We start from the raw sequence: 26,439 nt of genomic DNA, 5'->3' as shown, positions 1-26,439 counted from the left end.
TATTACATTTCCTTGAATTAATTGTTTTTTATTCCCAAAGCTTTTTTCCTTTATTCTCCTTATTTTTTTGCATAATAGTATGTATATTTATTCAATATTATTATTTTTTTCTTATTTTTTAGCAATTATCAGTCTATTTTTGCAAGTTAATCATCTATTACTGCATTTTTTATACGAATATTTTATTTTCCTTGTTTTTATTTGTAAATTTTTTTCATTTTTAATAAATTTTCTTTGTATTTATAATATATTTTTTACTATTTAGACTTATTTTTACTATTATTTTTATAGTTTTTAAATAATAAAAGATATATGAAATAAAACCTTTAACTAAACGAAAAAAAATATTATACTTATTTAATGAGAAAATTTATGTAAACCTAGGGGGCTTATTATGAGAAAAAAAGATATACTAGAACTAAAAAAACGTTTAAAAAAAGAGCAATGTACCTTCACTAAAATGTGTGGATGCTATGTTAATGGAGAAAAAAATATTTTATTTAACTTTAGAGAAACCTTTCTAAATTTAGATGAAGATGAATATTTTAAATATTTAGAAATAGCTAAAAAAGTTCTTTCTGGCACTATTGGAAATAATATTTTAGAGTTAAACTTTCCTCTTAATGAGGACTTAGTTAATGAAAAACAAGTTTCATTAATTACACTTAAAAATAGTGGCTTAAAAGATGATTCCCTTTTAGAATCATTTTATCAGTCTATTATAGATAGTTATGATTATACTGGAAACTTTCTAATACTTGTCTTCCATGATGCATATGATATTATAACTAAAACTAAGGATAATCTAAAACTTGATGAATCAGATGAAGTTTATGAATATATCCTTTGTGCTATATGCCCTGTTTCATTATCTAAACCTGGTCTTAGATATTTTGAAGAAGATAATTCAATTAAAGCACGTATTCGTGATTGGGTAGTTGAAATGCCTACAAATGGATTTGTATACCCTGCATTCATTGACCGTAGCGCTGATGTTAGTTCATTAATGTATTACACTAAAAATGCAAAAGAACCTCATTATGAGCTTATGGAAAATGCTTTAGGCTGTGCCTCAAAGAAAACAGCACTTATTCAAAAAGAAGCTTTCCAATCAGTAATTATAGATTCACTTCCTCCTACTGAAAAAGATGTAGATAAAGTATTTATGGAAGTTCAGGATAGTCTTAATACTGTAATTGAAGAATATAACTCAATTTATGATGATACAGATGCTGAACCAATTTCCTTAACAAAAGAAAAAATTCAAGAAGTTTTAATTCAAAGTGGAATTGATGAAGAAACAACAGTTAAAATTGAAAAATCTTTTGATGAGAATTTTGGAGATGAAATTCCTTTAGCAGAGAGCCTTTTAGATCAAAAGCTTCTTAAAGCTCATGAACAAAAAAGAAAAGAAGAAAGACTTCAAAAACAAGTAGAGAATCTTCAAGAACAACTTGAAGAAGCTAAATCAGAAATTGCTTTAAGTAGTGAAGAAACTGATACTTTAGAAGAATCTGATGAAAAGCCAAGCTACGATGTTGTTCTTCATGTTAAACCCGAAAAGCTTCCTCAAATCAAATCTGAAATAATTGATGGGCAAAAATGCATCATTATTCCTATAAATGAGAATGAGCAAACTACAGTTAATGGTAAAGATGATTTAATTTAATAAATTAAAAAGGAAGTTCAAACTTTGAACTTCCTTTTCTATATCTTAAAACTATTTATTTTTCTTTTTAGATTTTTCAGCCTTAACTTCTGGTTTAACTTTCTCTCCATAATATGAATTGATATACATTTCTTTTATCTCTCTCATTAATGGATATCTTGGATTAGCACCTGTACATTGGTCATCAAATGCTTGCTCAACCATTTCGTCTAATGTTTCTTTGAACTTAACTTCACTTACACCAGCTTCTTCAATAGTTTTTGGCATATTAACTTTAGCTTGTAATTTTTCTATAGCTTTTATTAATAATTCAACTTTTTCTTCATCAGTATTTCCACCTAATTGTAAATGATCTGCTATTTTAGCATATCTCCATGCTGCATTTGGATATTTGTATTGAGCAAATGCTGCTTGTTTAGTTGGAGCATCTTCTGCATTGAATCTAATAACTTCTTTCATAACTAACGAGTTAGCCATTCCGTGTGGTAAGTGATGGAATGCTCCTAATTTATGAGCCATTGAGTGATTAATTCCTAAGAATGCGTTACTGAATGCCATACCTGCCATACATGAAGCATGAGCCATTTTTTCTCTAGCTTTAACGTTAGTCATACCTTCATTATAAGCCTCTGGTAAGTATTTGAATACTAATCTTATAGCTTCTAAAGCCATTCCATTAGTGAATTCTGAAGCCATTATTGAAACATAAGCTTCAACTGCATGAACTAATACGTCTATACCAGCACAAGCTGTTAATCCTTTTGGAGATGTCATCATTAATTCAGCATCAACGATAGCCATATCTGGAGTTAACTCGTAATCAGCTAATGGGTATTTTACTCCTGTAGTTTCATCAGTAATAACTGCAAATGGAGTAACTTCCGATCCTGTTCCTGCTGAAGTTGCTATTGAAACCATCATAGCTTTCTCACCCATTGATGGGAATTTGTATATTCTCTTTCTTATATCCATAAATGTCATAGCTAAGTCATGGAAATTAACTTCTGGGTGCTCATACATAACCCACATGATTTTAGCAGCATCCATAGCTGATCCACCACCAAGTGAAATTACAACATCCGGCTGGAAGCTTGCCATTTCAGCGGCACCTGCTCTAGCACATCTTAATGTTGGATCTGGTTCAACATCTGAAAATATTTTGAATTGGATTCCGTTAGCTTCTAATATTTCTGTAACTTTATTAGTGTATCCCATTTCAAATAATACTTTATCTGTTACGATAAATGCTTTCTTTTTACCCATTTCTCCTAATTCATTTAAGGCAACTGGTAGACATCCATATTTGAAGTAAGTTTTTTCTGGAACTCTGAACCAAAGCATATTTTCTCTCCTTTCAGCGATACTCTTAATATTAATTAAGTGCTTAGGACCTACGTTTTCTGAAACTGAGTTTCCTCCCCATGATCCACATCCTAATGTTAATGATGGTGCTAATTTGAAGTTAAATAAATCTCCAATAGCTCCTTGAGCTGCTGGCATATTAATTAATGTTCTTGCAGTTTTCATTCTTTCACCAAAAGTTAATACTCTGTCTCTGTTAACTATTTGATCTGTGTAAAGAATTGAAGTATGACCCATACCACCTAATTCAATTAATCTATCAGCTTTATTTAAAGCATCTTCAAATGATGTTGCTTTATACATTGCTAATACTGGAGATAATTTTTCATGTGAGAATGGCTCTTCTAATTCAACTGAAGTAACTTCTCCAACTAAAACTTTAGCTGATTCTGGAACTTCTACTCCTGCCATTTTAGCTATTTTATAAGCAGATTGACCAACCATGTCAGCATTTAATCCACCTTTTTCATTTAAGATTACTTTTCTTACTTTATCTATTTCTTCACCTTTTAAGATGTAAGCTCCTCTTTCAGATAACTCTTTTTTAACTTCATCATAAACTTGCTCTAAAACAACGATTGATTGTTCTGATGCACAGATAACTCCGTTATCAAAAGTTTTTGATAATAATATTGAGTTTACAGCCATTTTTATGTGCGCTGTTTCATCTATAATTGCTGGAGTATTTCCTGCTCCAACTCCTAAAGCTGGTCTTCCTGATGAGTAAGCAGCTTTAACCATCGCTGGTCCACCTGTTGCTAATATTATATCTGATTCCCTCATAACATTTTGTGATAATTCAACTGATGGTACATCTATCCATCCAATTATTCCCTCTGGAGCTCCTGCTTTTACTGCAGCTTCTAAAACAATTTTAGCAGCTTCTATAGTAGAATTTTTAGCTCTTGGATGTGGTGATATTATTATTGCATTTCTAGTTTTTAAAGCTATTAAACATTTGAATATAGCTGTTGAAGTTGGATTAGTTGTTGGAACTATTGCTGATATAATTCCAATTGGTTCTGCAACTTTTGTAATACCTGCTGTTTTATCTTCTTCTAAAACTCCACAAGTTTTTAAGTTCTTATATTGGTTATATATATATTCAGCAGCAAAGCTATTTTTTATAACCTTGTCCTCTACGATTCCCATTCCTGTTTCTTCAACTGCCATTTTAGCAAGCTTAATTCTATTATGGTTAGCTGCTAAAGCTGCTTGTCTAAATATTTCATCAACCTGTTCTTGGCTAAACTTTGCAAATTTTGCTTGTGCTTCTCTTAGTGCCTTAATTCTTGCTGTTAATTCTTGAGCATTTGTAACTTTCATCATTTATTACTTCCTCCTAATAATCGGTAATTTATATTAATTTTAGTAAATATTTCTTGTTAATTTTGAGACTCTATTAAAAATTAATCTCTTTTGTTATTTTTTTAACTTGTCCTTGATTTTATTCTACTTGATTGTTTATTTTTTGTCAAACTTTTTTTTGAAAAAAAATTTTTTTCTATGTTCTTCTAATTAAATCTTTTATTATTCACTTATTATTCATCTCTAATTAATTTTTTCAACATTAACTTCTTTATTTTGACATCTATTACTTATTATAACTAGGTAATTTTTAACTTTAACTAAATTCATTCAAAAAACTTATAATTCTTTCTTTTCTTAACTTTGTTAAAATAATAACATATATAAGGATTATTATCTATACTTTTATTAAAATCCATTTATATCTTAAATAAAGAAAATGCTAATCTTATATTACAGATTAGCACTTTTTTTTATTTATCTTCTTTATTTTTTGATTTTTCAGTTGAAATAGCTTTACTTGAAATTAACTTTTTACATTTATCGCAAAAGTATCCTGTTGATCCACAGCCTTGAATACATTCAAGTTCACTTCCACACTCTGGACAATAATATATCATTCTCTTCACCTCTATCATTTATTTTTTTATATCACATATTTTAGAGCTTCTTTTCTTATTTGTCCATTAAAAATATTTTTCTTTTAGCTAATTCCTATCTTCTCTCCTATTTCACTTTCTGTTACTTCTTTATTTTTTATATATTTATTCTTATAAAAAGCATATGCAAGTTGGGTTGTCATAAGACACCATATTATTGGTTCGCAAACTATAACTCCAAAGTATCCAAGCTTTGGTATAAATAATATAACAAATAGTATCTTTCCTAGAAACTCTATAACACTTGAAAATAAAGGTAGCACCTTTTCTCCTATTCCTTGCAAAGAATTTCTTAAATTTAAAAGTACTCCAAGTACAGGATAAAATGCAATATTAATTATAAGATATTGTAAGCTATTTTCTAGAAGTTCCTTTTCATTTGATCCAGTTACTATTTTTATAACAATTTCACCTAATAAAAATACTGCTCCTAAAGCTACAATACCCCACACTACTGATATCAGATTTGTATATTTTACCCCTTTTTTTATTCTTTCTCTTTGATTAGCTCCTTTATTCTGTGATACAAAAGTTGCAAGACTTATTGCTAATGCACTTACTGGAATCATTACAATTCCACCTATTTTCCTTGCTGCTGTATGTCCTGCAATAATCAAATGTCCAAATCCATTTATAGCAGTTTGTAATATAATCGTCCCAGTTGAAACTATTAACATCATAACTCCCATAGATAAACCTTGTCCTAATAAATCTTTATATAATTCTCTATCTATTTTAAAATGTTCTTTTCTTGGAATTAATATAGGACATTTCTTTAAAATATAAATAACACAGGCTCCTCCAGCAATCACTTCTGCAATTATAGTTGCAACAGCAGCACCTTTAATTCCCATATTAAATTCTGTTATTAATAATATATCTAATATAATATTTAATATTGCTGACACTACTAAAAATACTAATGGTGCTATACTATTACCTATTGCTCTTAAAAGGCTTGCACTTAAATTATATATAAATATAACTCCAACAGATATTCCTATAACAAAAATATATGAATATGCCTCGTCAATAATATTTACTGGTGTATTTAGTAATTCTAATAATGGATATAAAAATAATATTGATATAGCCATGACTACTAAAGTTATTATAGCTCCAATAACCAATGAACCTGCAACTGACTTTTTTATTTCCTCTTCATCATCAGCACCGTAAGCTCTTGCAGTTACAATACTTAAGCCATTTCCAACCCCTAAAGCAAATCCAATAATCATCTCATAAATAGCAGCACTTGCACCAATAGCACCAAGTGCCATATCTCCAAGATAATTACCCACAATCATGATATCAACAGTATTATAAAGTTGCTGAAATAAATTAGATATAAAAATTGGAACTGCAAAAATAATCAGTCCTTTCAAAATACTTCCCTTCAATAAATCCACATTACTCTTAACCATATTCTCCTCCTCAAAATTTTACTACCACACCTCCTTATTATATATAAATATCCTATTTAGGTAAATATAGGATATTAACTTTAATTTTATTCCCTATAAGAGTTGCTTGCAACTCCTCCTAATTTTTAACTCTTAATAAAAAAGACTGCTTTCGCAGTCTTTTTTCTACTTACATTTAGCTAATATCATATCTACTAAATTATGTGCAAGTTTATCTATTTCTTCTTGATTTTCTCCCTCAAGCATAACTCTTACTAAAGGTTCTGTTCCAGATGGTCTTATAAGAACTCTTCCTTTTCCATCCATTAAAGCTTCCATTCTTTCAATTTCTGCTTTTATTTCTGCATCTGTTAAGTAAATATCTTTTTTATTATTTGGTACTGTTGCATTTACTAATACTTGTGGAAGTTCTCTCATTATTGAACAAAGTTCATTTAATGTTTGACCACTCTTTTTAACTACTGCTGCAACTTGAAGTGCTGTTACAAGTCCATCTCCAGTAGTATTATTTTCTAAGAATATTATATGTCCTGATTGCTCTCCACCTAGTGAATACTTTTCTTTAACCATTTCTTCAAGAACATATCTGTCCCCAACTTTAGTTTTTATAGTTTTTATTCCAAGATTTTTACAAGCAATATCAAGCCCTAAGTTACTCATAACTGTAACTACTAATGTATCATCTTTTAATCTTCCAATTTCTTTTAAATGCTTTGCACAAATTGCTAAAATGAAATCACCATTTATAAGATTTCCTTTATTATCAACTGCTAAACATCTATCTGCATCTCCATCAAATGCAAATCCCATATCACATTTTTTTCTTACAACATAATCCATTAATTCTTCTGGATGTGTTGAACCACAATTTTCATTTATATTTGTTCCATCTGGATTATCATTAATTACAAATACTTCTGCTCCTAGATCTCTAAACGCTTGAACTCCTGCTGCATATGCTGCACCATTTGCACAATCTAAAGCTACTCTAACACCATCTAAGCTAAAAGATGTTGTATTTTTTGCAAATTGAATATAATCTTCTAACGCCTTTGCTTCTACTCTTTTTCTTCCTATTTTTGAACCTACTGGACTTGGTACGCCCTCAAATCCACCTTCAATTATAGCTTGAATTTGATCCTCTAAATCATCAGATAATTTATATCCATTTCCATTAAAGAATTTAATTCCATTATATTCAACTGGATTATGTGAAGCTGAAATCATTACTCCTGCATCTGCTCCATATTCTCTTGCTAAATGTGCTACTGCTGGAGTTGGAATTACTCCAAGTATTATAGCTTCTGCTCCTACTGATAAAATTCCTGCAACTAATGCAGATTCAAGCATATCTCCTGATATTCTTGTATCTTTTCCAACTATTATCTTAGGTTTATGTGCACCTTCAGTTAAAACATATGCTCCTGCTCTACCTAAATTATATGCAAGTTCAGCTGTAAGTTCAGAGTTTGCTATTCCTCTAACTCCATCCGTTCCAAATATTCTACTCATGTGATTACCTCTTTCTTAGTTATTTCAAATTATTTCACTATATATAGTATATATATTATATTATCTTTTGACAATATTTTGAACCTTTATAAGTTATTTATTCTTTTTTTGCTTTTTTTCTAATCTATTTAAAACAATTTTATAACCTTCTGCTCCATAGTTATATGCTCTATTTACTCTACTAATAGTTGCAGTGCTCGCACCTGTTTTTTCTATTATGTCCGTATAAGTTTTCTTTTTTTTCAGTAACTGTGCAACGTGGATTCTCTGTGCTAGTGATTTAATCTCATTTATAGTTGCTACATCTTCAAAAAATTTATAACATTCTTCAATATCCTTAAGTTCTAAAATAGCATTAAACAATAAATCAAGCTCATCATTTTTCAATTTAGAATCTAATATGCTCATATCCTCATCCTCCACCTCTTACTTTTAGATTAATTATACCACCATACTTTCATTCTTCACAACTTTATCTCAATAAAGAAAATCTTAAATTTTCCATAATTTTTAACTTTTTTATATTTTCTCAAAAAAAAGTTTTGTTAGAATATTTCTAACAAAACTCTTCTTAATTAAGCTAAAATCTTCTTACAAATTCCTCTTAATATTTTTATTTTATAATCTTTTAATTCTCAATTCCATCTAATATCTTTGTACTTTTTCTTCTCCATCAAGAACTCTTATAGCACCTTGTGCTAATGCTAACAGTTCATCTTCTCCTGGATAAGCCTTTACTTCACCAATAAATGAAACTCTCTTAGTTATATCTCTAACAACTTCTTCTGAGTAAGCAATTCCTCCAGTTAAAATTATTTTATCTACATTTCCTTCTAACACTGTAGCCATTTCACCTATGCATTTAGATACTTGATATATAAATGCATCATATACTAATTGTGCTTTCTTATCTCCTTCTGAAGCTGCTTTTCTTACATCTCTCATATCATTTGTATTTAAGTATGCAACCATTCCACCCTTACCTACAATTTTGCTATATACTTCCCTTTCAGTATACCCACCTGAGAAACACATTTTTATTAAATCCCCAACTGGAACTCCTCCAGCTCTTTCTGGTGAAAATGGACCATCTCCATCTAATGCATTATTAACATCTACAACTCTTCCCATTTTATGAGCTCCAACTGAAACTCCTCCACCCATATGAGTTACGATAAGATTTAAATTCTCATATCCTTTTCCACTTTCTTTACCAAATCTTTTGGCTACTGCTTTTTGATTTAAAGCATGGAATTTACTTTTCCTTGGAAGTTCTGGTACTCCTGAAAGTCTTGCCACTTCTTCTAATTCATCAACAACAACCGGATCTACTATAAATGCTCTAACTCCTACTTCTTTAGCTATTTCATTTGCTAATATTCCACCTAAGTTTGAAGCATGCTGCCCTTGTACTCCATCTTTTAAATCTCTTATTAATTCTTCAGTTACTTCATAAGTTCCACCTGGAATTGGTTTAAGCATACCGCCTCTTCCTACTACTGCACTTAATTCTTTTATATTAAAATTCTTTTCTTTTAATACATTTAATATAACTTCTTTTCTAAATCCTAATTGATCAAATATAGTTTCATATTTAGCTATTTCATCAGATGAATGTCTTAAAGTTTCTTCTAAAATTTCCTTTTCATTTTCATAAACACCTATTTTTGTAGATGTTGATCCTGGATTTATTATTAATAATTTATATGCCATTTTATATTCCTCCACTCCTACTATTTTAATGATTCTGATACTAATGCTGCTAAGGCAATTGAATTTACTTTTGTTTCAAATGAGTCCGCTCTTGATGTTAATATAACTGGTGCTGATGTTCCTACTAATAATCCACCATTTCTTGATTTTGCTGTATATGTTAAGCATTTATACATTACATTTGCAGTTTCAATATTGGGTAACATTATAATATCAGCTTTTCCTGCAACTGGTCCTGTTATTCCTTTATGATGTGCAGCTTCTACTGATAAAGCATTATCTAAAGCTAAAGGCCCATCTACTACACAACCTTTAATTTGTCCTCTTTCATTCATTTTTGATAATAATGAAGCATCTATTGTAGCTGGCATATTTGGATTTACAACTTCAACAGCACAAACTGCTGCAACTTTTGGCATTGATAATCCACAAGCATGTGCAACTAGCACTGAGTTTTCTATTATTTGTTTTTTATCTTTTAATTCTGGATATGTGTTAAATGCTGCATCTGTAATATAAAGTAATCTATCAATTCCTTCTACTTCAAATACTGCTACATGGGACATAAGTTTTCCTGTTCTTAATCCAACTTCCTTATTTAATACACTTCTTAAGAATGTAGCTGTATCAACTAAACCTTTCATTACCATATCAGCTCTTCCACTTGATACAAGTTGAACTGCAAAAAGAGCTGCTTTATTAACATTTGGCTCATCTATAATTTCATAATTAGTTAAATCCATATCTATCTTTTCTGCAATCTCTTTTATTTTTACTTTGTCTCCAACTAATATAGCATCTGCTATACCTTGTTCTTTGGCTGATTTTACTGCTTCTAATACTGGTTCATCTTGTGCTACTGCAACCGATACCTTTTTTAATTTTACGCTTTTAGCCTTTGATAATAATTCATCAAAATTTTTACTCATTTTACTGCACCTCTTACTATTTTATTTATATAAACTTTCATTTTAACCTATTAATCCATATTTGGAATTTTATTTCGTTAATTTTATAACAATATCTATTAGTATTGTATCAGAAAATTTCCTTAAAATTCAAGTTTTCAGAATATTAAGATAATTTAAATTCACATTTTTTTGAAATTAGAATAATATAAACTATATTCATTACAAATGTAATACAAAAAAACCTCTTGCCTAAAAGTAAAGAGCTATGGATTTTTTTCCATAGCTCTTATCTTATATCTTCTTATATTCTTTCATTATATTTTCAGCTGCCTTAATTCCATCTACTGCTGCTGAAATTATTCCACCTGCGAAACCTGCACCTTCACCTGTTGGATATAGTCCTTCAACAGATATACTTTGAAGTTTTTCATTTCTTACCATTCTAACTGGTGCTGATGTTCTTGTTTCAATTCCAGTTAAAACTGCATCATGTCTTCCATATCCTTTTATTCTTTTATCAAATACTTCTATTCCTTCTTTTATTGTTTCTACAACATATGAAGGAAGACAATTTTTCAACTCTTTAAATTCATAACCTGGCTCATAACTTGGGGTTACATCTCCAAGCTTTGTTGACTTCTTATCTTCTAAGAAGTCTCCAACAAGTTGAACTGGTGCCTTATAATCTCCTCCGCCAAGTTCATAAGCAAGTCTCTCATAGTGTCTTTGAAAATCCATTCCTGCTAAAGGATGCGTTCCTTTAAAGTCTTCTGGTCCTACTGTTACAACTAAAGCAGAGTTTGCATTTTCTTTATCTCTTGCATGATAACTCATCCCATTAGATACTAATCTTTTCTCTTCAGATGCAGCTGCTACAACTACTCCACCTGGACACATACAAAACGAGTACACACCTCTCTTAAATTTTTCACTTTGATATACCAATTTATAATCAGCTGCTTTAAGTCTTGGATGATTTGCATAATCTCCATATTGTGATTTATTTATCATATCTTGTGGATGCTCAATTCTAACTCCAATCGCAAATGCTTTTTGTTCCATAAACACATCTCTTTTATAAAGCATCTCATAAGTATCTCTTGCACTATGTCCAATTGCTAAAATTAAATTTTCACATTTAATTTCTTTACCATTTATAATAATTTTTTCAAGTTTTCCATTACTATAAACTATGTCTTCAAGCTTTGAATTAAAAAAAACCTCTCCACCTAAACTTTTAATTTCTTCTCTAATATTTTTAACTACAACCTTTAATATGTCTGTCCCTATATGTGGTTTTCCTGAATAAATTATCTCTTCTGGTCCACCACTTTTAACTAATTCTTCTAATACATAAGAACATCTTCTATCTTTAATTCTTGTTGTTAATTTTCCATCTGAGAAAGCCCCTGCTCCCCCTTCACCAAATTGTACATTTGATTCTAAATTTAATGTTCCATTCGCCCAAAACTTATCCACAGTTTTGCTTCTTTCATCCACATCTTCTCCTCTTTCAAATACAATTGGTTTATAACCATTTTGTGCTAAAGTTAAAGCTGCAAATATCCCAGCAGGTCCAAAACCTATAACTACTGGTCTAGACTTCATTTCTTTAGTTCCGAATATAATTTCTTCTTCCTTATAATTATCTAATGTAATACTATTATCTTTTGCTTTTTTTACAATTTTTTCTTCATTATCACATTCAACTTCTACGCAATAATTAAACTTTATATTATCCTTCTTTCTTGCATCAATACTTTCTTTTAGTATTTTAAAACTTTTTATATTTTTTTCTGGAATCTTTAATTTTTTACAAGTCTTACTTTTTATAAAACTCATATCTTCATCTATAGATAATGTAATATTATTTACTCTTATAGCCATTTTTTTCTCCTATTTTTTATCATTTTTTGCAACCTTATTATCTGTTTCACTACTTATCAATTTTATAGATACATTTGGTATACTCTGTATCGCTACATTTTTGTCCACTGTTATTTTAGGTGTTACAGATATCTCTCCTGCCTCTTTATAACTGCTTAAATCTACTGTTGCAGTAAAGTCTGAACTACTTAATCCATTTATAAGACTTTCTGTACCATTTGCTGTTATATTAACTGTACTTTGATTATTCTCTAACTTTAATCCTGAGTTTATTCCTGTATAATTTATTGGTATCTCAAAATTTTTATTTATTGTTTTATTATTGTTGTCGTTATTGCTATTGTTATCGTTATTAGTATTACTATTGTTGTTATTTTCTTGTGAATTGTTAGTTGTATTCACATTTATAGATACAGTAACTGATGTATTTCCATTAGCTACTTTAATACCTTGTGGAACAACTATATTAACATTCTTCTTAGTATCTTCTGTAATTTCTGATAAATCTATTGGCGATAAATTCAAACTATTTATATTTGCTAATGCATTTTTATTACCAATGATATACGCATAATCTTGTGATAATGAAGCACTATTTAAAGTTATTCCATTTGGAAGTGTTCCTGTAAACTTAGCTTCAAGGCTTACTTTTTTCCCTTCACTAGTTTCTACTCCTATAGTTCCTTCTTTCTGACTTAACTCTACATTTTTAACTACTTGCCCATTTGCATTCAATGGTTCATATTTAAATGTCTTCGTTATTGGACCTGCTACATCATTAATAGATCCAACTAACGCTACTTGTGCAACTTGATTTACCGAACTTTGTGGTCCTGTCACATCTATTTTTTCTGATGTAAAATTTATTTTTTGCTTATATACATTAGGTGCAAAATTCACAGTTACATTTGATACTGAATCAAAAGTTTTTGTTTCTAATGCTTCTAATTTTACTTGAACTACTAAATATCCATTATTTTTTATATTTATTTGTTGTGGGTAATTTATTATTTGAACTGGAATATTATTAACACCATTTTTTAAGGCATATTCACCTAAGTCTGCTTTTATTATAAAATCACTAGGCTTTACTGAATATACTTCCTTTGATGGCCCTTCTAAATTTAAGTCCACTGTAAATTTTTGTCCTGGTACTAATGCTAAACCATAATTTTTCAATGCTTCTGTATTTGTTACTTGTACTGGTACATTCTTAAGGGTATATGTTTTAATTACTGTTTCTACGTTTGTTACATATATCCAAAGACAAAAAGATAATAGTACACAGACAAGTTTTATTATTAGTCTTTCTTTTGCAGATCCCTTATCCATGCCTTCACCTTCTCACTTGCTGATTTTCCTGTACTTTTCTTTTCCACTATTAAACTTTTTAAAGTTGTTTTTAACTTTTCTTTATCATAATTTCTAGTAAGTCTTCCTCTTATAGCTAATGATATTACTCCTGTTTCTTCTGAAACAATGATAACTATAGCATCTGAATTCTCTGATAATCCTATCCCTGCCCTATGTCTTGTTCCAAGCTTTTTATTTATGCTATTATCCTTAGTTAAAGGAAGAACACATCCTGACGCATGAATTCTATCATTTTTTATTATTGTTGCCCCATCATGAAGTGGAGTATTTACTACAAATATGTTTTCTAAAAGTGCCGAACTTACTTCTGCATCTATTATTGTTCCAGAACCTAAAACTTCCCCAAGCCCTGTATTTTGTTCAATAGCTATTAATGCCCCTGTCTTTGTTTCTGCTAAATTTTGAGAGGCCGTTACTATTTCATCAATAACTTTTTCTACTGTTTGCTCATCCCTTGGCCTTCCTGAATCATTAAAAGCACTTTGCCCTAGATGTTCAAGCGCACGCCTAATTTCCGGTTGAAATATAATAACTACTGATAACACTCCAATAGTTAATGTTTTATTTAAAATAAAATAAAGCATATTTAACCTTAATATATAGCTTATTGGTATTAGTGCTATTATAAATAAAATTCCTTTTAAAAGCTGTTCTGCTCTTGTTTCTTTTATAAGCATATATCCCTTATAAAAAATATAAGAAACAACTAATATATCTATAATAGACCAAATTGAAATATTTCTTATTGCATTTAATGTTCCTAGAAAAAAATCCTGCACTTTTTTTGTCACCCCATTCTTTATCAAGTTAAATTATACACTAAATAGTATTTCCTATGATATAAATGATACTACTTTTTTTCAAAATTTATAATATTTTATGTATAACCTTAATATAATCTTATGAGATTACTTTTTTTAGATTATGAAAAGGAGGAATTCTAAAAATGTCTGATTTCATAAATTTTATAAAAGGTATTTACAAAGAAAATTTTAAAGCGCTCTCTTTTGCTTCAATAATTATCTTAATACCTTTAATATTACTCATTATTACAAAACTTAATCCTAAAAATTCAGATTTTCGTCAATTAAATTCAATCTCTACAGAAGTTTACAAAATGAATTCATCACTCTCTTCTTGTATAGAAAATGATACTGTAAATACAGATAAATCTAAAGAAATTTTACCATTACTATCTAAAGACTTAGATATTGCTAAACAAAATGTTTTAGTTATACAACCTTCAACTAATAATGAAAAAGTAAAATCAGCTTTAGATACTAGCTTAACTTTAAATATTAATTTAGTTAAACAAGCCCTATCTATGTATTTATCACCTGATAGCGATAATCTTGAAAAAAATCTTAAGGAATACAAAGAAACCTTTTCTCTTTACATTGAAAGTTTAAAAAATCTTGATATCTACGGATTAAACAAAATTACATCTGATGAATCTATTTCATTTTTTAAAAATACCTGTACTTACTTTGATACAGTTATAAATCTAAATACATTAACAGATATAAAAAAAACATCAGAACGTAATTTCCTTTTAAAACTTTCTCCACTCCTTACTAAATTTGATTCATTAAATGAAGATTTAGCCCCTGCTATAACCAATATTAAAGAAAATAATAAATCTTTAACACCTATTTTAGAAGATTTAGATAAAAAAAAGAATATTTTTTCTGAAATTGAAGAAGAATATTATATGTTATCAATTCCTGAATCAGGTTCATTAATTTCTAATGCCCTTGAAGTATGTATTCAAGAGTATAAGCTATATTTAAATACGCTTAATGATGCTATTAATCTTAATTTAGTAGAAGCTGATAATAACCTTGCTCAAAATTTATATGACGAAGCCTTTAAATCATATAATAACTTCAATACTTCATATACTAATTTAAAGAATGAAATATCCAATTTAAAGAATAAATAGTATATTTTTTTTATTTTGGGCAATAATATATTTGGACTGGGTTGTAAAAAGGAGGTTTTTTATGAAAAAATTTTTCAGTCTTTTTTTACTAGCTATAATACTTTTAGGAGGTACTTCACTTTCTGTTTTTGCAGTTAATTTTGAATCTACAGAACAAGAAAAAATTTCTTCTAAAGTTTATAGAAATGAGTCAAAAATTAGTAAAACAGCTTTTAACCTTGATTATGAAGAAGCTATTCCATCAAGTACAGCTGTTCAAAAAGGAAACACAAAAAATGAAATAGAAGTTTTTAACCATAATGGTTCACAATTAAAAATAACTAAGGCAGACATTGATTTAATGGCTAAACTAGTTTATGCAGAAAGTCGTGGCGAACCTTTCCAAGGTAAAGTTGCTGTTGCATCTGTTGTATTAAATCGTGTTATGAGTCCAAATTTTCCAAACACAATTCAAAATGTAGTTTTCCAAAAAAATGCATTTTCATGTGTAGTCAATGGTCGTTTAGATACCCAGACAAACGAATCTTGCTATGATGCTGTTTATGAGGCAATCCGTGGAAAAGATCCAACTAATGAGGCATTATTCTTTTATAATCCATCTATAGCCACTTGTTCATGGATGAAAGAAACAGCAAAGAAAGATTCTAAAGTTATTGGTAACCATACTTTTTTTAAACAATAACTTTAAAAGTGCAGTAATTAAAATGCTGCACTTTTTTTCATTTAAAAAGCCAGTGAAAATTCACTAGCCTTTTCTTAGTTTAAGTTTATAACTGTTGCTTTTACTCTTGACATAGCTTCAATTGAATATCTAATTCCTTGAATTCCCATACCAGATGATTTAACGCCTAAGAATGGGAAATGATCTGGTCCTCTTTCAGTTTTATTATTAACTTGAACTGTTCCTACTTCTAATTTATTTGCTACATAGAACGCTTTATTTATATCTTGTGTAAATACTGATGATTGAAGTCCGTATTCTGATTCATTTGCAATTCTTATTGCTTCCTCAACATTTTTCACTCTTATAATTGGAAGTACTGGTCCAAATGGTTCTTCCCAAGCTATTCTCATCTCTTCAGTTACATTATCAAAAAGAGTTGGTGTAATCATATTTCCAATTCTTTTACCACCACATAAAAGTGTTGCTCCTTTATCGATAGCATCTTTAATTAATCCTTCAACAAAATCTGCTGCTTTTTCATCAATTAAAGGTCCTACAGTAAAATCTCCTTCTAATGGATTTCCGTAAGTAACATCCTTCATATGCTCAACTATTTTTTCAACTAATGCATCACTTACATAATCTTGAACTAAAACTCTCTTAACAGCTGTACATCTTTGTCCTGAATATGAAAATGCTCCTGATACAATATTTTTAGCTGCAAGTTCAACGTCTGCATCTCTCAAAACTATTGCTGCATCTTTTCCCCCAAGCTCCATTAAGATAGGTTTCATTTCAGTTATTTTAGAAATTCTTTTTCCTACCTTACTACTTCCAGTAAAGTTTATAAAATCAATTCCTTCATGAGTTACAATATAATCGCCAATTTCACTTCCTTTTCCTGTAATAGTATTTATAAGTCCACTTGGAACTCCACCTTCATTAAAGGCTTTAGTTAAGTACATTCCTGAAATAGCTCCTTGAGTTGCTGGTTTAAATACAACTGCATTTCCTGCCATTAAAGCTGGTGCTATTTTAGAAGCTGCTAAATTTACTGGATAGTTAAATGGTGATATTGCTAAAACTACTCCTAATGCTTCTCTTGTCACTATTGAGATTTTATCATTTTTAAATCCTGGAAATGAATCTCCTGGTAATGATTCTCCCTTAATGTTTTCTGCTGCATCTGCTGTAAATCTTATAAAATCTGCTGTTCTTTTTATTTCTGACATAGCACTTTTATTATCTTTTGCTATTTCAAAAACCATAATTTTAGCCATCTCTTCTATTCTCTCTTCCAAAAGATCTGCTACATTATGAAGAATCTTTGCTTTCTCATTTGTTGGAACCTCTGCCCACTCTTTTTGTGCTTCTTTTGCAATCTTTATTGCTTCATCTACTTCCTCTGTACTCATAGCATGAACTGAACCAACTAGTTCATTATTTATAGGTGATTTTATATCTATTAAATTTTCATTATTTATAATCCACTCTCCATTTAAAAGGTTTCCATAAACCTTCTCATCTGTATAGAACATATCTCTACCTCCGATATTAATTATTATCTAGTTACTATTATACACTAATTTTTTGAAAAATCCACACAATTCTGATAATTTCACTCAAGTTTAATATTTAAAAGATTTTCTTTATTATTTTTCACTAAATTTTTATTTATATTCTAAAAAAGGGACAGACTTTAAGTCCATCCCCCTATTTTTATACTAAATACTTACTTACTACTTCAGCAAATTTTTCTTTATTTTCTACATACCATTTTTCAAATGTTTGATTTACTGATTCTAACTCTTTATATAAATCAAATATAAAGTTTGGTATTTCATCTTCTAACATATCTCCATATATTGTTCCAAGTCCTGTGTTTCCAACTTCAAATTTTCCACCAACATGTAATTCAAAACATTTTCTTGGTGCATCATTAACTCTTTTTGTTTTTCCAGTATATCCAATCTCTCCAATTTCATGTACTCCACATGAGTTTCCACAACCTGATACATGTACTCTTGGTAATAAATCTTTAGTTATACCTTCTTCTTTTAACTTTTTAATTATCATTTCTACTAATCCTTGACTGTTTCCAATTCCTAATTGACATACTGGAACTCCAATACAAGAAATACTTTGCATAACTTTTAGTTCTCCACCCTTACCTTTTGTGAATTCTAAAACTTTATTTGCCTCATCACCATTTAAATTTATGATGTATAGTCCTTCTTCCATTGTTATTCTAAATGACACATCTTCCATTGGATTAGTTAACTCTAATAATTCGCCTAAAACTTTTGTATCTACTATACCTCTTTCTGGGTGGAAGTATACTGCATATAATCCATCTTGTTTTTGTGCTACTAATCTATTATCTACTGTTGTAGTTTTAATTCCAGCTTTTTTAATTTCTTTTGGCTCTATTGTAATATCTAAGTTTAAGTTAGCTTTTACATCTGCAAAATGCTTTTTATAACATTCTACAAATGCTTCATCTCCCATTCTCTCAGCAATATATCTTATTCTAGCTTTATTATGATTTTCATAATCACCTTCTGCTATAAACATTCTTGTCATAGCTTCTGCATGATATACAACATCCATAGGATCTACTAACTCTGGGAATTCTATACCAACTCTAGAATTTCTTCCAAGTCCTCCACCCATATATAATTTAAACATATCTTTACCATTTTCTTTTACTGCTACAAATCCTAAATCTGTTATTGTACAGTGTGGTTCATCATTAAAATCTGATGCCATTGCTATCTTAATTTTTCTTGGTAGTTTATATTGATTAACTTTTGACATAATATGCTCATTTACTTTTTCAGCATATGGTCTAACATCAAATGCTTCTTTTGGATTTACTCCTGCAAGTGGTGAAATTGCAACATTTCTTGGATAGTTTCCTCCAGATCCTCTTGAATATATTCCATAGTCTAAAGCTTCCTCCATTAAATCACAAACCTCATCAATAGTCATACCATGGAATTGTATAGCTTCTCTTGTTGTAGGATGTATCCATTCTCTCTTATATTTAACTGCCCAATCATATATTTGATTGAAATCTTCTTTTGATATAACTCCTGATGGCGTTTTTAATCTTATCATGAATTCTTTTCCGCCTCTATGTGCATATGAACCCATTCCACCAGATAATTTCTTAAATTGTGGTACTGTTAATTCTTTATTTAAGAATTTATGTCCATTCTCTCTATACTCTTTAATCTCTGCTCTTAAAACTTCCTTAAGTTCTTTACTTACTAATTCTTTTTTCAATCTAATCACCTCTATTTTAAATTTTATCCTTTTGGTTTTTATTAGTAAAATATATATCCCTTATATTAACAATATATATTTGCCTATTAATTAACCATCCGTCTTTCTTATAATTTTAACTATTCATATTATTAGATTATATAACATTTATCACACTCTTATTTTTTCAGAATTTTTAATCTTTGATAATATTAGGAAATTTTTTCGCATTTTTGCATTATTCCTCTTTATTTTTCCTTTTATTTTAAAGTTTTATCCGTTTATATTGATTGCTTCATTAAAATTTTCAAATAAAAAAACTGGCCTAAGCCAGTTTCTACAAAATTTTTAATTTTAAATCTTCTAATTATTCGTAAATTCTTCCAACTCTATCAAAATGCTCAAGCTCTGTAATAGCTAACGCTGCTGCTCCAAGCACTCCAGCTCTTCCACCAAGTTCTGCTTTTTTAACAACAACATGTTCTCTTATCGGTTTTAATGCTCTCTTTTGAAGTTCTTCATTTATTTTTTCAAAAACGATATCTCCTCCATTTGAAACTCCTCCACCTAAAACAAGTACATCTGGATCATATGAATTTGCTAAGTTTGCAAAAAGAATTCCTAAATATGATAAAGCTTCATTTAAAATATCTTGTGATACTTTATCTCCTTTAGCTGCCTCTTCAAATACTTCTTTAGCAGTTACAACATCATGATTTTTAAGTGATGTTATTGCATTACTTCTTACCGCTTCATTTGCTGTTTTAGCTATAGCAGTTCCTGATGAAATTCCTTCAACACATCCTCTATTTCCACATCCACATCTTCTTCCATGAACATTTACAGTAGTATGTCCTATTTCTACTGCATTTGAAGTGCTTCCTCTAAATATTCTACCATTTAGAACTGCTCCTCCTCCAACTCCAGTACTAGCTGTTACATATACCATATTTGTTGTTAACTTTCCTGCTCCAAATAAAAATTCTCCAAGTGTTGCAGCATTTGCATCATTATCTAAAAATACATGTGTATCGTATACATCCTTTACAGCTTTAACAATATTAAAGTTTTTAAATGGTAAGTTTGGAGTTTCAACTATAAGTCCATTCTTAACATCTAATGGTCCTGGCGAACCTATACCTATTGCTAATATATCTTTTATATCCATATCTTCTAAAACTGCACTTATAGTTCCATTTATATTCTCAACTATTTTATCTACACCTTTTTCAGCTTCTGTTTTAACTTCTTTTTCTCTAAATATTTTTCCTTCTTCATTTACTAATGCTGTGTAAATTTTAGTTCCACCTAAATCTACTCCAATATAGTATCCTTTTTTCATTACTTTCACCTCATACAAAATTTTTTTAATTCTCTTTAAAATAGTAACTTTACTTATCTTTACTTATCCATTATAAACTAGAATTACTATTTTAAAAATATTTCTGTAGATTATTCTCAATTATTTTCTATAAATTTATTAAATCTTTATAATCTTCAAAAATTTTAACTTATTTTTTACTCTTTCACATAAATTTACTAACTAAACCATCTTCAAATTCTAATATTTTGTTTCTAAACTGGATATAATAATTTTTATAAAAATTCTATTTATATTGGAGTGATTTTATGATAAATAACAAATTCATTAACCTTTTTCTAGATAATATGTTTATGCTTGATGATATTTATGGTTTTGTAAGCCATAACACTACTATTAAATTTTCTGCCCTAATTGCTACATTAAAAAATATAACTTTATCGCCATCTAATATTAAAGAAAATCTACACTCTATAAAAATTTCCTTTGATGAAGATTCTCCCTTTAGAAAAGAGCATACATTAATTTTAGCAACACTTTTAACTATAAATCCATCTATTTCATTAAAAGATGTTAACTCTACTTTTAATGAGCTTGAACTTGCTTTCTCATCAAATACATTTTTAGCTGTTTCATCTGAAGTACTACATTTTTATTATAAAAACTCCACATGTATAAATTTAATTGATACATTAAAATATACTTATAACAATTTTAAAGAACGTCATTGGTTTATAATTGGGCCTGAAGATATTAGTATTTGTTCTTTATTTGTATCGAGATTTCAAGATACACTTCAAAAAGTTAACGAAACTGAGAACTGCTATAAATATTTAGAAGAAATTAAATATTTTCCAAGCAATCATGTCCAATCACTTTCTGAGGCTCTCATATTTAGTAATTTACCTATATCTAACCGATGCCTTCGTACTGTTAAACTTCAGCAGTTATTTGAACAGAAAAATTACATTATAAGAAATGAAGCTCTACCTATCTTAGGATTTGCATCTATCGTTACAGATGACCCTGAAAAATTTACACAAAGCTTCATTTCAACTATCACTCTTTTAAATAAAAATACTCGCTTTACCACATATAAATTAAATGATACTACAAAATATATTATTTCTTTAACTTTAACAATTTTAAAATTTACTAACGACATAAATATTTTAGACCCTTTAGCAATATTTTTATTAAATATTTGTACTCATGAAACTAATTCTCTTACTGAAAATATAGCTAATAAATTTTTTACAGATTAAATTTTATCAATTTATACTAAAAAGCCATTTTAAAAATTAAAATGGCTTTTTAGTATATTTAAATTTATTTTATAAATGAATTTACAATCATCCCTATAATTATAATAATTATCCCTAATAATGAAAAACCTGTTGGAAAACTTCCATTTAAAAATATAATTGAACCTATTACTGTAAAGACAACCATTCCAGCTTGAGTTGATTCTACTGCTGCTAAAAGTGATAAATCATGTTTTGCTTTTGTAGTTGCAAAAAAGAAAGTAATAGTTGCAATAACTCCAGAAAATAACGCTAAAATTAATGCTTGAAAGAAATCCATTCCTGATAAAGTTGACTTACTACCACCAATAATAGCAAATATTATCGCAAGTGGCATACTTACTATTGCAACACCTAATGAACGTTGAAAACTATTAATCTCATCTCCACAAACTTCCATAAGCTTTCTATTACCTAATGGATATAAAAAAGCTGCTATAGCAACAGGAATAAATCCTTTTAGAATGTGTGCTAATGAAATAGTATTAAGTTCATTTAACTGCATTATAACAACACCTACTAATATAAATAATGACATAAACAATCTTTTTAATGGAATTTTTCCTCTTATTAAAGTTGTTTTTCCATTAATTGTTATAGGAATAAAAAATAAAGGTGATAAAAGTAATCCTGCTATTATAGTTATCTGCCAACTGCTTGCCACTAACCAAGATGGAGCAAAATCCGAAGATATAGTCAACAGAAAATAAAATACTATCCCTGATAAGTTTCCCCATAACATCCATTTTAAAAAGTTCTTATGTATAGATTTGAATAATGACTTAAGTTCTCCTCTAAATGCAACAATTAATAATAAAAATGGTAATGCTAATATAAATCGTAGTGAAGATGTCCACTCCCAACTTATTCCCCCTGTTCCCATAAGTTTAGTTACAACAAAAGTTGCTGAAAAAAACATTGATGATATAATTCCGATAAATATTGCTTTCATAATAAAACCTCCTCCTTTTGTATATTATAATATACTTTTTTCTCACAAATGTAAAGTATATTATTTATTTTATATAAAAAAGTATATTATAATATACTTTTTTTAAATTCAGATGTATAATAAATTATATATTAAAAGGTGGTGACATTTAATGAATATAAATGAATTAACTTCAAAAAGATTTATATCTAAAATTGGAGAATCTATAAATAAAATTCGCTGTTCTAAAAATCTTACAATCGAACAACTTGCTATTAATACAGGAATTAGCCGACTCACTCTTTCTAAAATAGAACGTGGTGAAGCTAATCCTACTATAAACATCATCTGGAAATTATGCACTGAATTAAATACAACATTAGCTGAATTAACAAATTACGAAGAAGAAATTTCCTTATCAAAAGCAAATTCTGAAAACATTCTAGAAAGTATCGATAAATCTTTTAAAATTGATTTTGTTTTTAGAGAAGAAAAAGCTCACGCTATAGAAACGTTTAGAATTTATTTAACTCCCAATAATAAGACTACTCTTACAGAAAAACATAACAAAGGGAGCATTGAGATTATTACAGTAATGGAAGGTTCTTTGTTAATAACAATCAATCAACAAGAATTTAAACTAGAAAAATTTGATTCATTAAAATTTGAAGCTGATAAAGAGCATTCTTATAAAAATCTAAGTACAGGTATTACTACATTAAATTCTATTATAAAATATTAAAGCAAAAGCTATACTAAATTATCAGTATAGCTTTTGCTTTATATTTTTATAAAATAAATAGACTTGCTATTCAAATGTCCCTTTAACTAAAACTTCTTTATTCTCTATCATTTTTTTCCCAAGTGCTATAACAGTATCTATCTCTAAAGTTTCTTTATCTAATAGAATCATATCTGCATCTTTGGTTACATCTATTCTTCCTTTATTTCCAAGCTTTAAAACTTTAGCTGGATTTTCTGTTATTACTTTTATAGCATCTTCTAAAGGTATTTTCTCAATTAAAACTGCTCTCCTAACTTCTTCATATAAACTATCAACACTACATATTCCAAGCCCTATAAGCTTTCCTTCTTCATCAAATACAGGCATACTGCCATTCCCATCAGAGGTAAATGTTATATTATCTATCGATACTCCATTATCTAATAAATATTTTAATCCTTCTGAGGCCAAAACTTCTCCCTCTTCTAAATGCAATGGATCAGCACTGGTAGTTAAATCTACATATCCTGAAACCTTTGCCCACTCAATTCCTGCATCTAAAAGTTCCTTTGTTCTACACATATGTGTTGGCGAAACTTGACTTGCTGGAATTTCACTTCTTTCAAGCATTTGAAATAAATATTCAAGTTTCCTTGCTCCACCACCTAAATGGACATTAACTATTCCTGCCTTTCCTGATAACAATCCACCAACCCTAGTTTGAGCTACTGTATTTATAAATTGATCTATTGTTGGTTGTAAACTTCTGTGATCTGATAAAGCAATTTCACCAACGCCTATAACTTCTTCAATTAAAAGCAAATCTCCCTTTATACTATCAGTCATAGTCTTTACTGGTATATCATATGAGCCTGTATAACAATATGCTGTAATTCCTTCTGCCTTTAATGCCTTAACTTTAGCTAAAAGACTTCTCATATTTCTACAAACTCCATCAGTTCCTAGACAGCCCACTGCTGTAGTAATTCCCGCACTAGTTAATTTACTTAATAAAAGTTCTGGCGTTCTTGTTCTATATCCACCTTCTCCACCTCCACCAAGAAGATGTACATGTGCATCTATAAACCCAGGTACTAATATTTTCCCTTCTGCTTCAATTACTTCTACTGTTAAAAATTCTTCTGGTACTTTTATATTCTCATAAATCCCCTCTATCTTATCACTAACTATAACAACATCCTTTTTTCCTAAATGTTCTGGTGCATAAACTTCTGCATTTTTTATAATTTTTATCATTCTTTCACATCCTAAGAATTTATTTTCAAAATTATTTTGCTCATATTTTTCAAATTTTATATCACTCCATAAATTAAAAATCCTAGCATTGCTGAAATACCTATACATAAAATTGGATTTAATTTTTTATAGAATATTAAAAAACAAATTATTCCACCAATTAATATATTAGTTATACTTAAATATGAAACTTTCGCTAAATCCAAAAATGCTTTTACTACAAGTGCAACTAAAACTGGTCTCATTCCAAGAAGTGCACCTTTTATAAATTCATTTTCTTTAAATCTTTTTAAAAACTTTGATACTATTAATACTAAAATTAATGAAGCAAGAACTACTCCAACTGTTGCAAAAACTGCACCAATTATTCCTTTTACTCGAACTCCAACAAAGGTAGCTGAATTTATAGCAACAGGTCCTGGAGTCATTTGTGAAATTCCTATTATATCTAAAAACTCCCTTGTATCTATAAAACCATTTACCTTTATTATTTCTTTTTGTATAAAAGGTAGCATTGCATACCCACCACCAAAGCTAAATGCTCCAATTTTAAAAAATACTAAAAATAATTTAATTAAAATTTCCATATGCTATCCTCTCTTTTTATTAATTATTCCACCATAAATAGCAAAAATAATTAATACAATTATAGGATTAACATTTAAAACTAATAAAATTAAAGCTATTATAAAAATTACTATATTCTTCTTATTCTTTTTAACACCTTTTGAAATACTTAAAACTCCTGCAAGCACTAATATTGGCACTCCAGCATTTATCCCTTCAAATGCTGCATTTACATATGTATTATTTCTTATTGTCATAAATAAACTTGCAACTACTAAAATAATCAAAAATGATGGAAGTGCTACTCCAAGAAGTGCTGCAATACTTCCCTTAAATCCATAAAGACTATTTCCTACAAATAAAGAGCAATTAACTGAAATTGCTCCCGGTAAACTTTGAGATACTGTTAATATATCTAAAAACTCCTCCTTGTCAATCCACTCTTTTTTATTTACCACTTCATCTTCTATCAATGGAATCATTGCATATCCTCCACCAAAAGTAAATGCTCCTATTTTAAAAAAACTTCTAAATATATCTATTAAATCTTTCATCTTCTCCCCCTATCTTTAAGAATATTTTATCATTATTTCATAATTTATTCATCATTTAGACATATTTAGGGCATAAAAAGAGACCCGCT

The 26,439-nt window shown here is 29.0% G+C and carries 22 protein-coding genes; 5 read left to right on the top strand and 17 right to left on the bottom strand.

Annotated features, from left to right (window positions below):
* Nucleotides 1–394: 394 nt before the first annotated feature.
* Nucleotides 395–1,669, top strand: a complete 1,275-nt coding sequence (locus tag ACRDDY_RS15805; protein ID WP_438565900.1) for a DUF4317 family protein — start codon at nucleotides 395–397, stop codon at nucleotides 1,667–1,669.
* A gap of 51 nt (nucleotides 1,670–1,720) precedes the next feature.
* Here ACRDDY_RS15805 and adhE read toward each other — a convergent pair whose 3' ends face one another.
* From adhE to cdaA, 10 genes are all read right to left on the bottom strand, one after another.
* Nucleotides 1,721–4,357: a bifunctional acetaldehyde-CoA/alcohol dehydrogenase gene (adhE, locus tag ACRDDY_RS15800; protein WP_438565907.1), complete on the bottom strand. Its 2,637-nt coding sequence runs from the start codon at nucleotides 4,355–4,357 to the stop codon at nucleotides 1,721–1,723.
* Nucleotides 4,358–4,812: 455 nt separating this feature from the next.
* Complete coding sequence (locus tag ACRDDY_RS15795) at nucleotides 4,813–4,959, bottom strand: YfgJ family double zinc ribbon protein (RefSeq protein ID WP_438565899.1); 147 nt, start codon at nucleotides 4,957–4,959, stop codon at nucleotides 4,813–4,815.
* Between the two features lie 83 nt (nucleotides 4,960–5,042).
* Nucleotides 5,043–6,422, bottom strand: a complete 1,380-nt coding sequence (locus tag ACRDDY_RS15790) for an MATE family efflux transporter (protein WP_438565898.1) — start codon at nucleotides 6,420–6,422, stop codon at nucleotides 5,043–5,045.
* Nucleotides 6,423–6,587: 165 nt separating this feature from the next.
* Nucleotides 6,588–7,934: a phosphoglucosamine mutase gene (glmM, locus tag ACRDDY_RS15785; RefSeq protein WP_438565897.1), complete on the bottom strand. Its 1,347-nt coding sequence runs from the start codon at nucleotides 7,932–7,934 to the stop codon at nucleotides 6,588–6,590.
* A 93-nt stretch (nucleotides 7,935–8,027) separates the two neighbouring features.
* Nucleotides 8,028–8,342, bottom strand: coding sequence for a YerC/YecD family TrpR-related protein (locus ACRDDY_RS15780; RefSeq protein WP_438565896.1), 315 nt, complete (start codon nucleotides 8,340–8,342; stop codon nucleotides 8,028–8,030).
* 237 nt (nucleotides 8,343–8,579) lie between these two features.
* Entirely contained in the window at nucleotides 8,580–9,647 is a 1,068-nt protein-coding gene (buk, locus tag ACRDDY_RS15775; RefSeq protein ID WP_438565895.1) for a butyrate kinase, read from the bottom strand.
* A gap of 20 nt (nucleotides 9,648–9,667) precedes the next feature.
* On the bottom strand, nucleotides 9,668–10,576 hold the full coding sequence (gene ptb, locus ACRDDY_RS15770; RefSeq protein ID WP_438565894.1) for a phosphate butyryltransferase: 909 nt from the start codon (nucleotides 10,574–10,576) through the stop codon (nucleotides 9,668–9,670).
* A gap of 273 nt (nucleotides 10,577–10,849) precedes the next feature.
* Nucleotides 10,850–12,445, bottom strand: coding sequence for an FAD-dependent protein (locus tag ACRDDY_RS15765; RefSeq protein ID WP_438565893.1), 1,596 nt, complete (start codon nucleotides 12,443–12,445; stop codon nucleotides 10,850–10,852).
* A gap of 9 nt (nucleotides 12,446–12,454) precedes the next feature.
* Nucleotides 12,455–13,777: a CdaR family protein gene (locus ACRDDY_RS15760; RefSeq protein ID WP_438565892.1), complete on the bottom strand. Its 1,323-nt coding sequence runs from the start codon at nucleotides 13,775–13,777 to the stop codon at nucleotides 12,455–12,457.
* Entirely contained in the window at nucleotides 13,747–14,598 is an 852-nt protein-coding gene (gene cdaA / locus ACRDDY_RS15755) for a diadenylate cyclase CdaA (RefSeq protein ID WP_438565891.1), read from the bottom strand. Before cdaA ends, ACRDDY_RS15760 begins: the two co-directional genes overlap by 31 nt.
* A gap of 167 nt (nucleotides 14,599–14,765) precedes the next feature.
* Here cdaA and ACRDDY_RS15750 point away from each other — a divergent pair, with 167 nt between their 5' ends.
* Complete coding sequence (locus tag ACRDDY_RS15750; protein WP_438565890.1) at nucleotides 14,766–15,761, top strand: hypothetical protein; 996 nt, start codon at nucleotides 14,766–14,768, stop codon at nucleotides 15,759–15,761.
* Nucleotides 15,762–15,822: 61 nt separating this feature from the next.
* Nucleotides 15,823–16,443 (top strand): cell wall hydrolase, encoded by a 621-nt coding sequence (locus ACRDDY_RS15745; RefSeq protein ID WP_438565889.1) that lies wholly within the window; start codon nucleotides 15,823–15,825, stop codon nucleotides 16,441–16,443.
* A gap of 74 nt (nucleotides 16,444–16,517) precedes the next feature.
* Here the strand turns inward: ACRDDY_RS15745 and ACRDDY_RS15740 are convergent, their stop codons facing one another.
* The 3 genes from ACRDDY_RS15740 to ACRDDY_RS15730 all read right to left on the bottom strand — a co-directional run bounded on the left by ACRDDY_RS15740 (nucleotide 16,518) and on the right by ACRDDY_RS15730 (nucleotide 21,034).
* Nucleotides 16,518–17,963 carry an NADP-dependent glyceraldehyde-3-phosphate dehydrogenase gene (locus ACRDDY_RS15740; RefSeq protein ID WP_438565888.1) on the bottom strand — a complete coding sequence of 482 codons (1,446 nt, stop codon included), beginning with the start codon at nucleotides 17,961–17,963 and terminating at the stop codon, nucleotides 16,518–16,520.
* Between the two features lie 181 nt (nucleotides 17,964–18,144).
* Nucleotides 18,145–19,713, bottom strand: coding sequence for a nitrite/sulfite reductase (locus tag ACRDDY_RS15735; RefSeq protein WP_438565887.1), 1,569 nt, complete (start codon nucleotides 19,711–19,713; stop codon nucleotides 18,145–18,147).
* 346 nt (nucleotides 19,714–20,059) lie between these two features.
* A complete protein-coding gene (locus ACRDDY_RS15730) occupies nucleotides 20,060–21,034 on the bottom strand; it encodes an ROK family protein (RefSeq protein WP_438565886.1) in 975 nt (324 codons plus the stop codon).
* 287 nt (nucleotides 21,035–21,321) lie between these two features.
* Here ACRDDY_RS15730 and ACRDDY_RS15725 point away from each other — a divergent pair, with 287 nt between their 5' ends.
* Entirely contained in the window at nucleotides 21,322–22,278 is a 957-nt protein-coding gene (locus ACRDDY_RS15725; RefSeq protein ID WP_438565885.1) for a DUF4003 family protein, read from the top strand.
* 64 nt (nucleotides 22,279–22,342) lie between these two features.
* Here the strand turns inward: ACRDDY_RS15725 and ACRDDY_RS15720 are convergent, their stop codons facing one another.
* On the bottom strand, nucleotides 22,343–23,269 hold the full coding sequence (locus ACRDDY_RS15720; RefSeq protein ID WP_438565884.1) for a DMT family transporter: 927 nt from the start codon (nucleotides 23,267–23,269) through the stop codon (nucleotides 22,343–22,345).
* 151 nt (nucleotides 23,270–23,420) lie between these two features.
* Between ACRDDY_RS15720 and ACRDDY_RS15715 the strand changes: the two genes are divergently transcribed.
* Nucleotides 23,421–23,990, top strand: a complete 570-nt coding sequence (locus ACRDDY_RS15715; RefSeq protein ID WP_438565883.1) for a helix-turn-helix domain-containing protein — start codon at nucleotides 23,421–23,423, stop codon at nucleotides 23,988–23,990.
* Nucleotides 23,991–24,056: 66 nt separating this feature from the next.
* Here the strand turns inward: ACRDDY_RS15715 and iadA are convergent, their stop codons facing one another.
* The 3 genes from iadA to ACRDDY_RS15700 are packed head-to-tail and all read right to left on the bottom strand — an operon-like array spanning nucleotide 24,057 to nucleotide 26,350.
* On the bottom strand, nucleotides 24,057–25,229 hold the full coding sequence (iadA, locus tag ACRDDY_RS15710) for a beta-aspartyl-peptidase (protein WP_438565882.1): 1,173 nt from the start codon (nucleotides 25,227–25,229) through the stop codon (nucleotides 24,057–24,059).
* A gap of 56 nt (nucleotides 25,230–25,285) precedes the next feature.
* Nucleotides 25,286–25,816, bottom strand: coding sequence for a chromate transporter (locus tag ACRDDY_RS15705; RefSeq protein ID WP_438565881.1), 531 nt, complete (start codon nucleotides 25,814–25,816; stop codon nucleotides 25,286–25,288).
* Between the two features lie 3 nt (nucleotides 25,817–25,819).
* Complete coding sequence (locus ACRDDY_RS15700) at nucleotides 25,820–26,350, bottom strand: chromate transporter (RefSeq protein ID WP_438565880.1); 531 nt, start codon at nucleotides 26,348–26,350, stop codon at nucleotides 25,820–25,822.
* Between the last annotated feature and the right edge of the window lie 89 nt (nucleotides 26,351–26,439).

The organism is Clostridium sp. (assembly GCF_051656525.1).
Classification (GTDB): domain Bacteria; phylum Bacillota; class Clostridia; order Clostridiales; family Clostridiaceae; genus Clostridium.
This window is presented reverse-complemented; position numbering and strand designations above follow the sequence as displayed.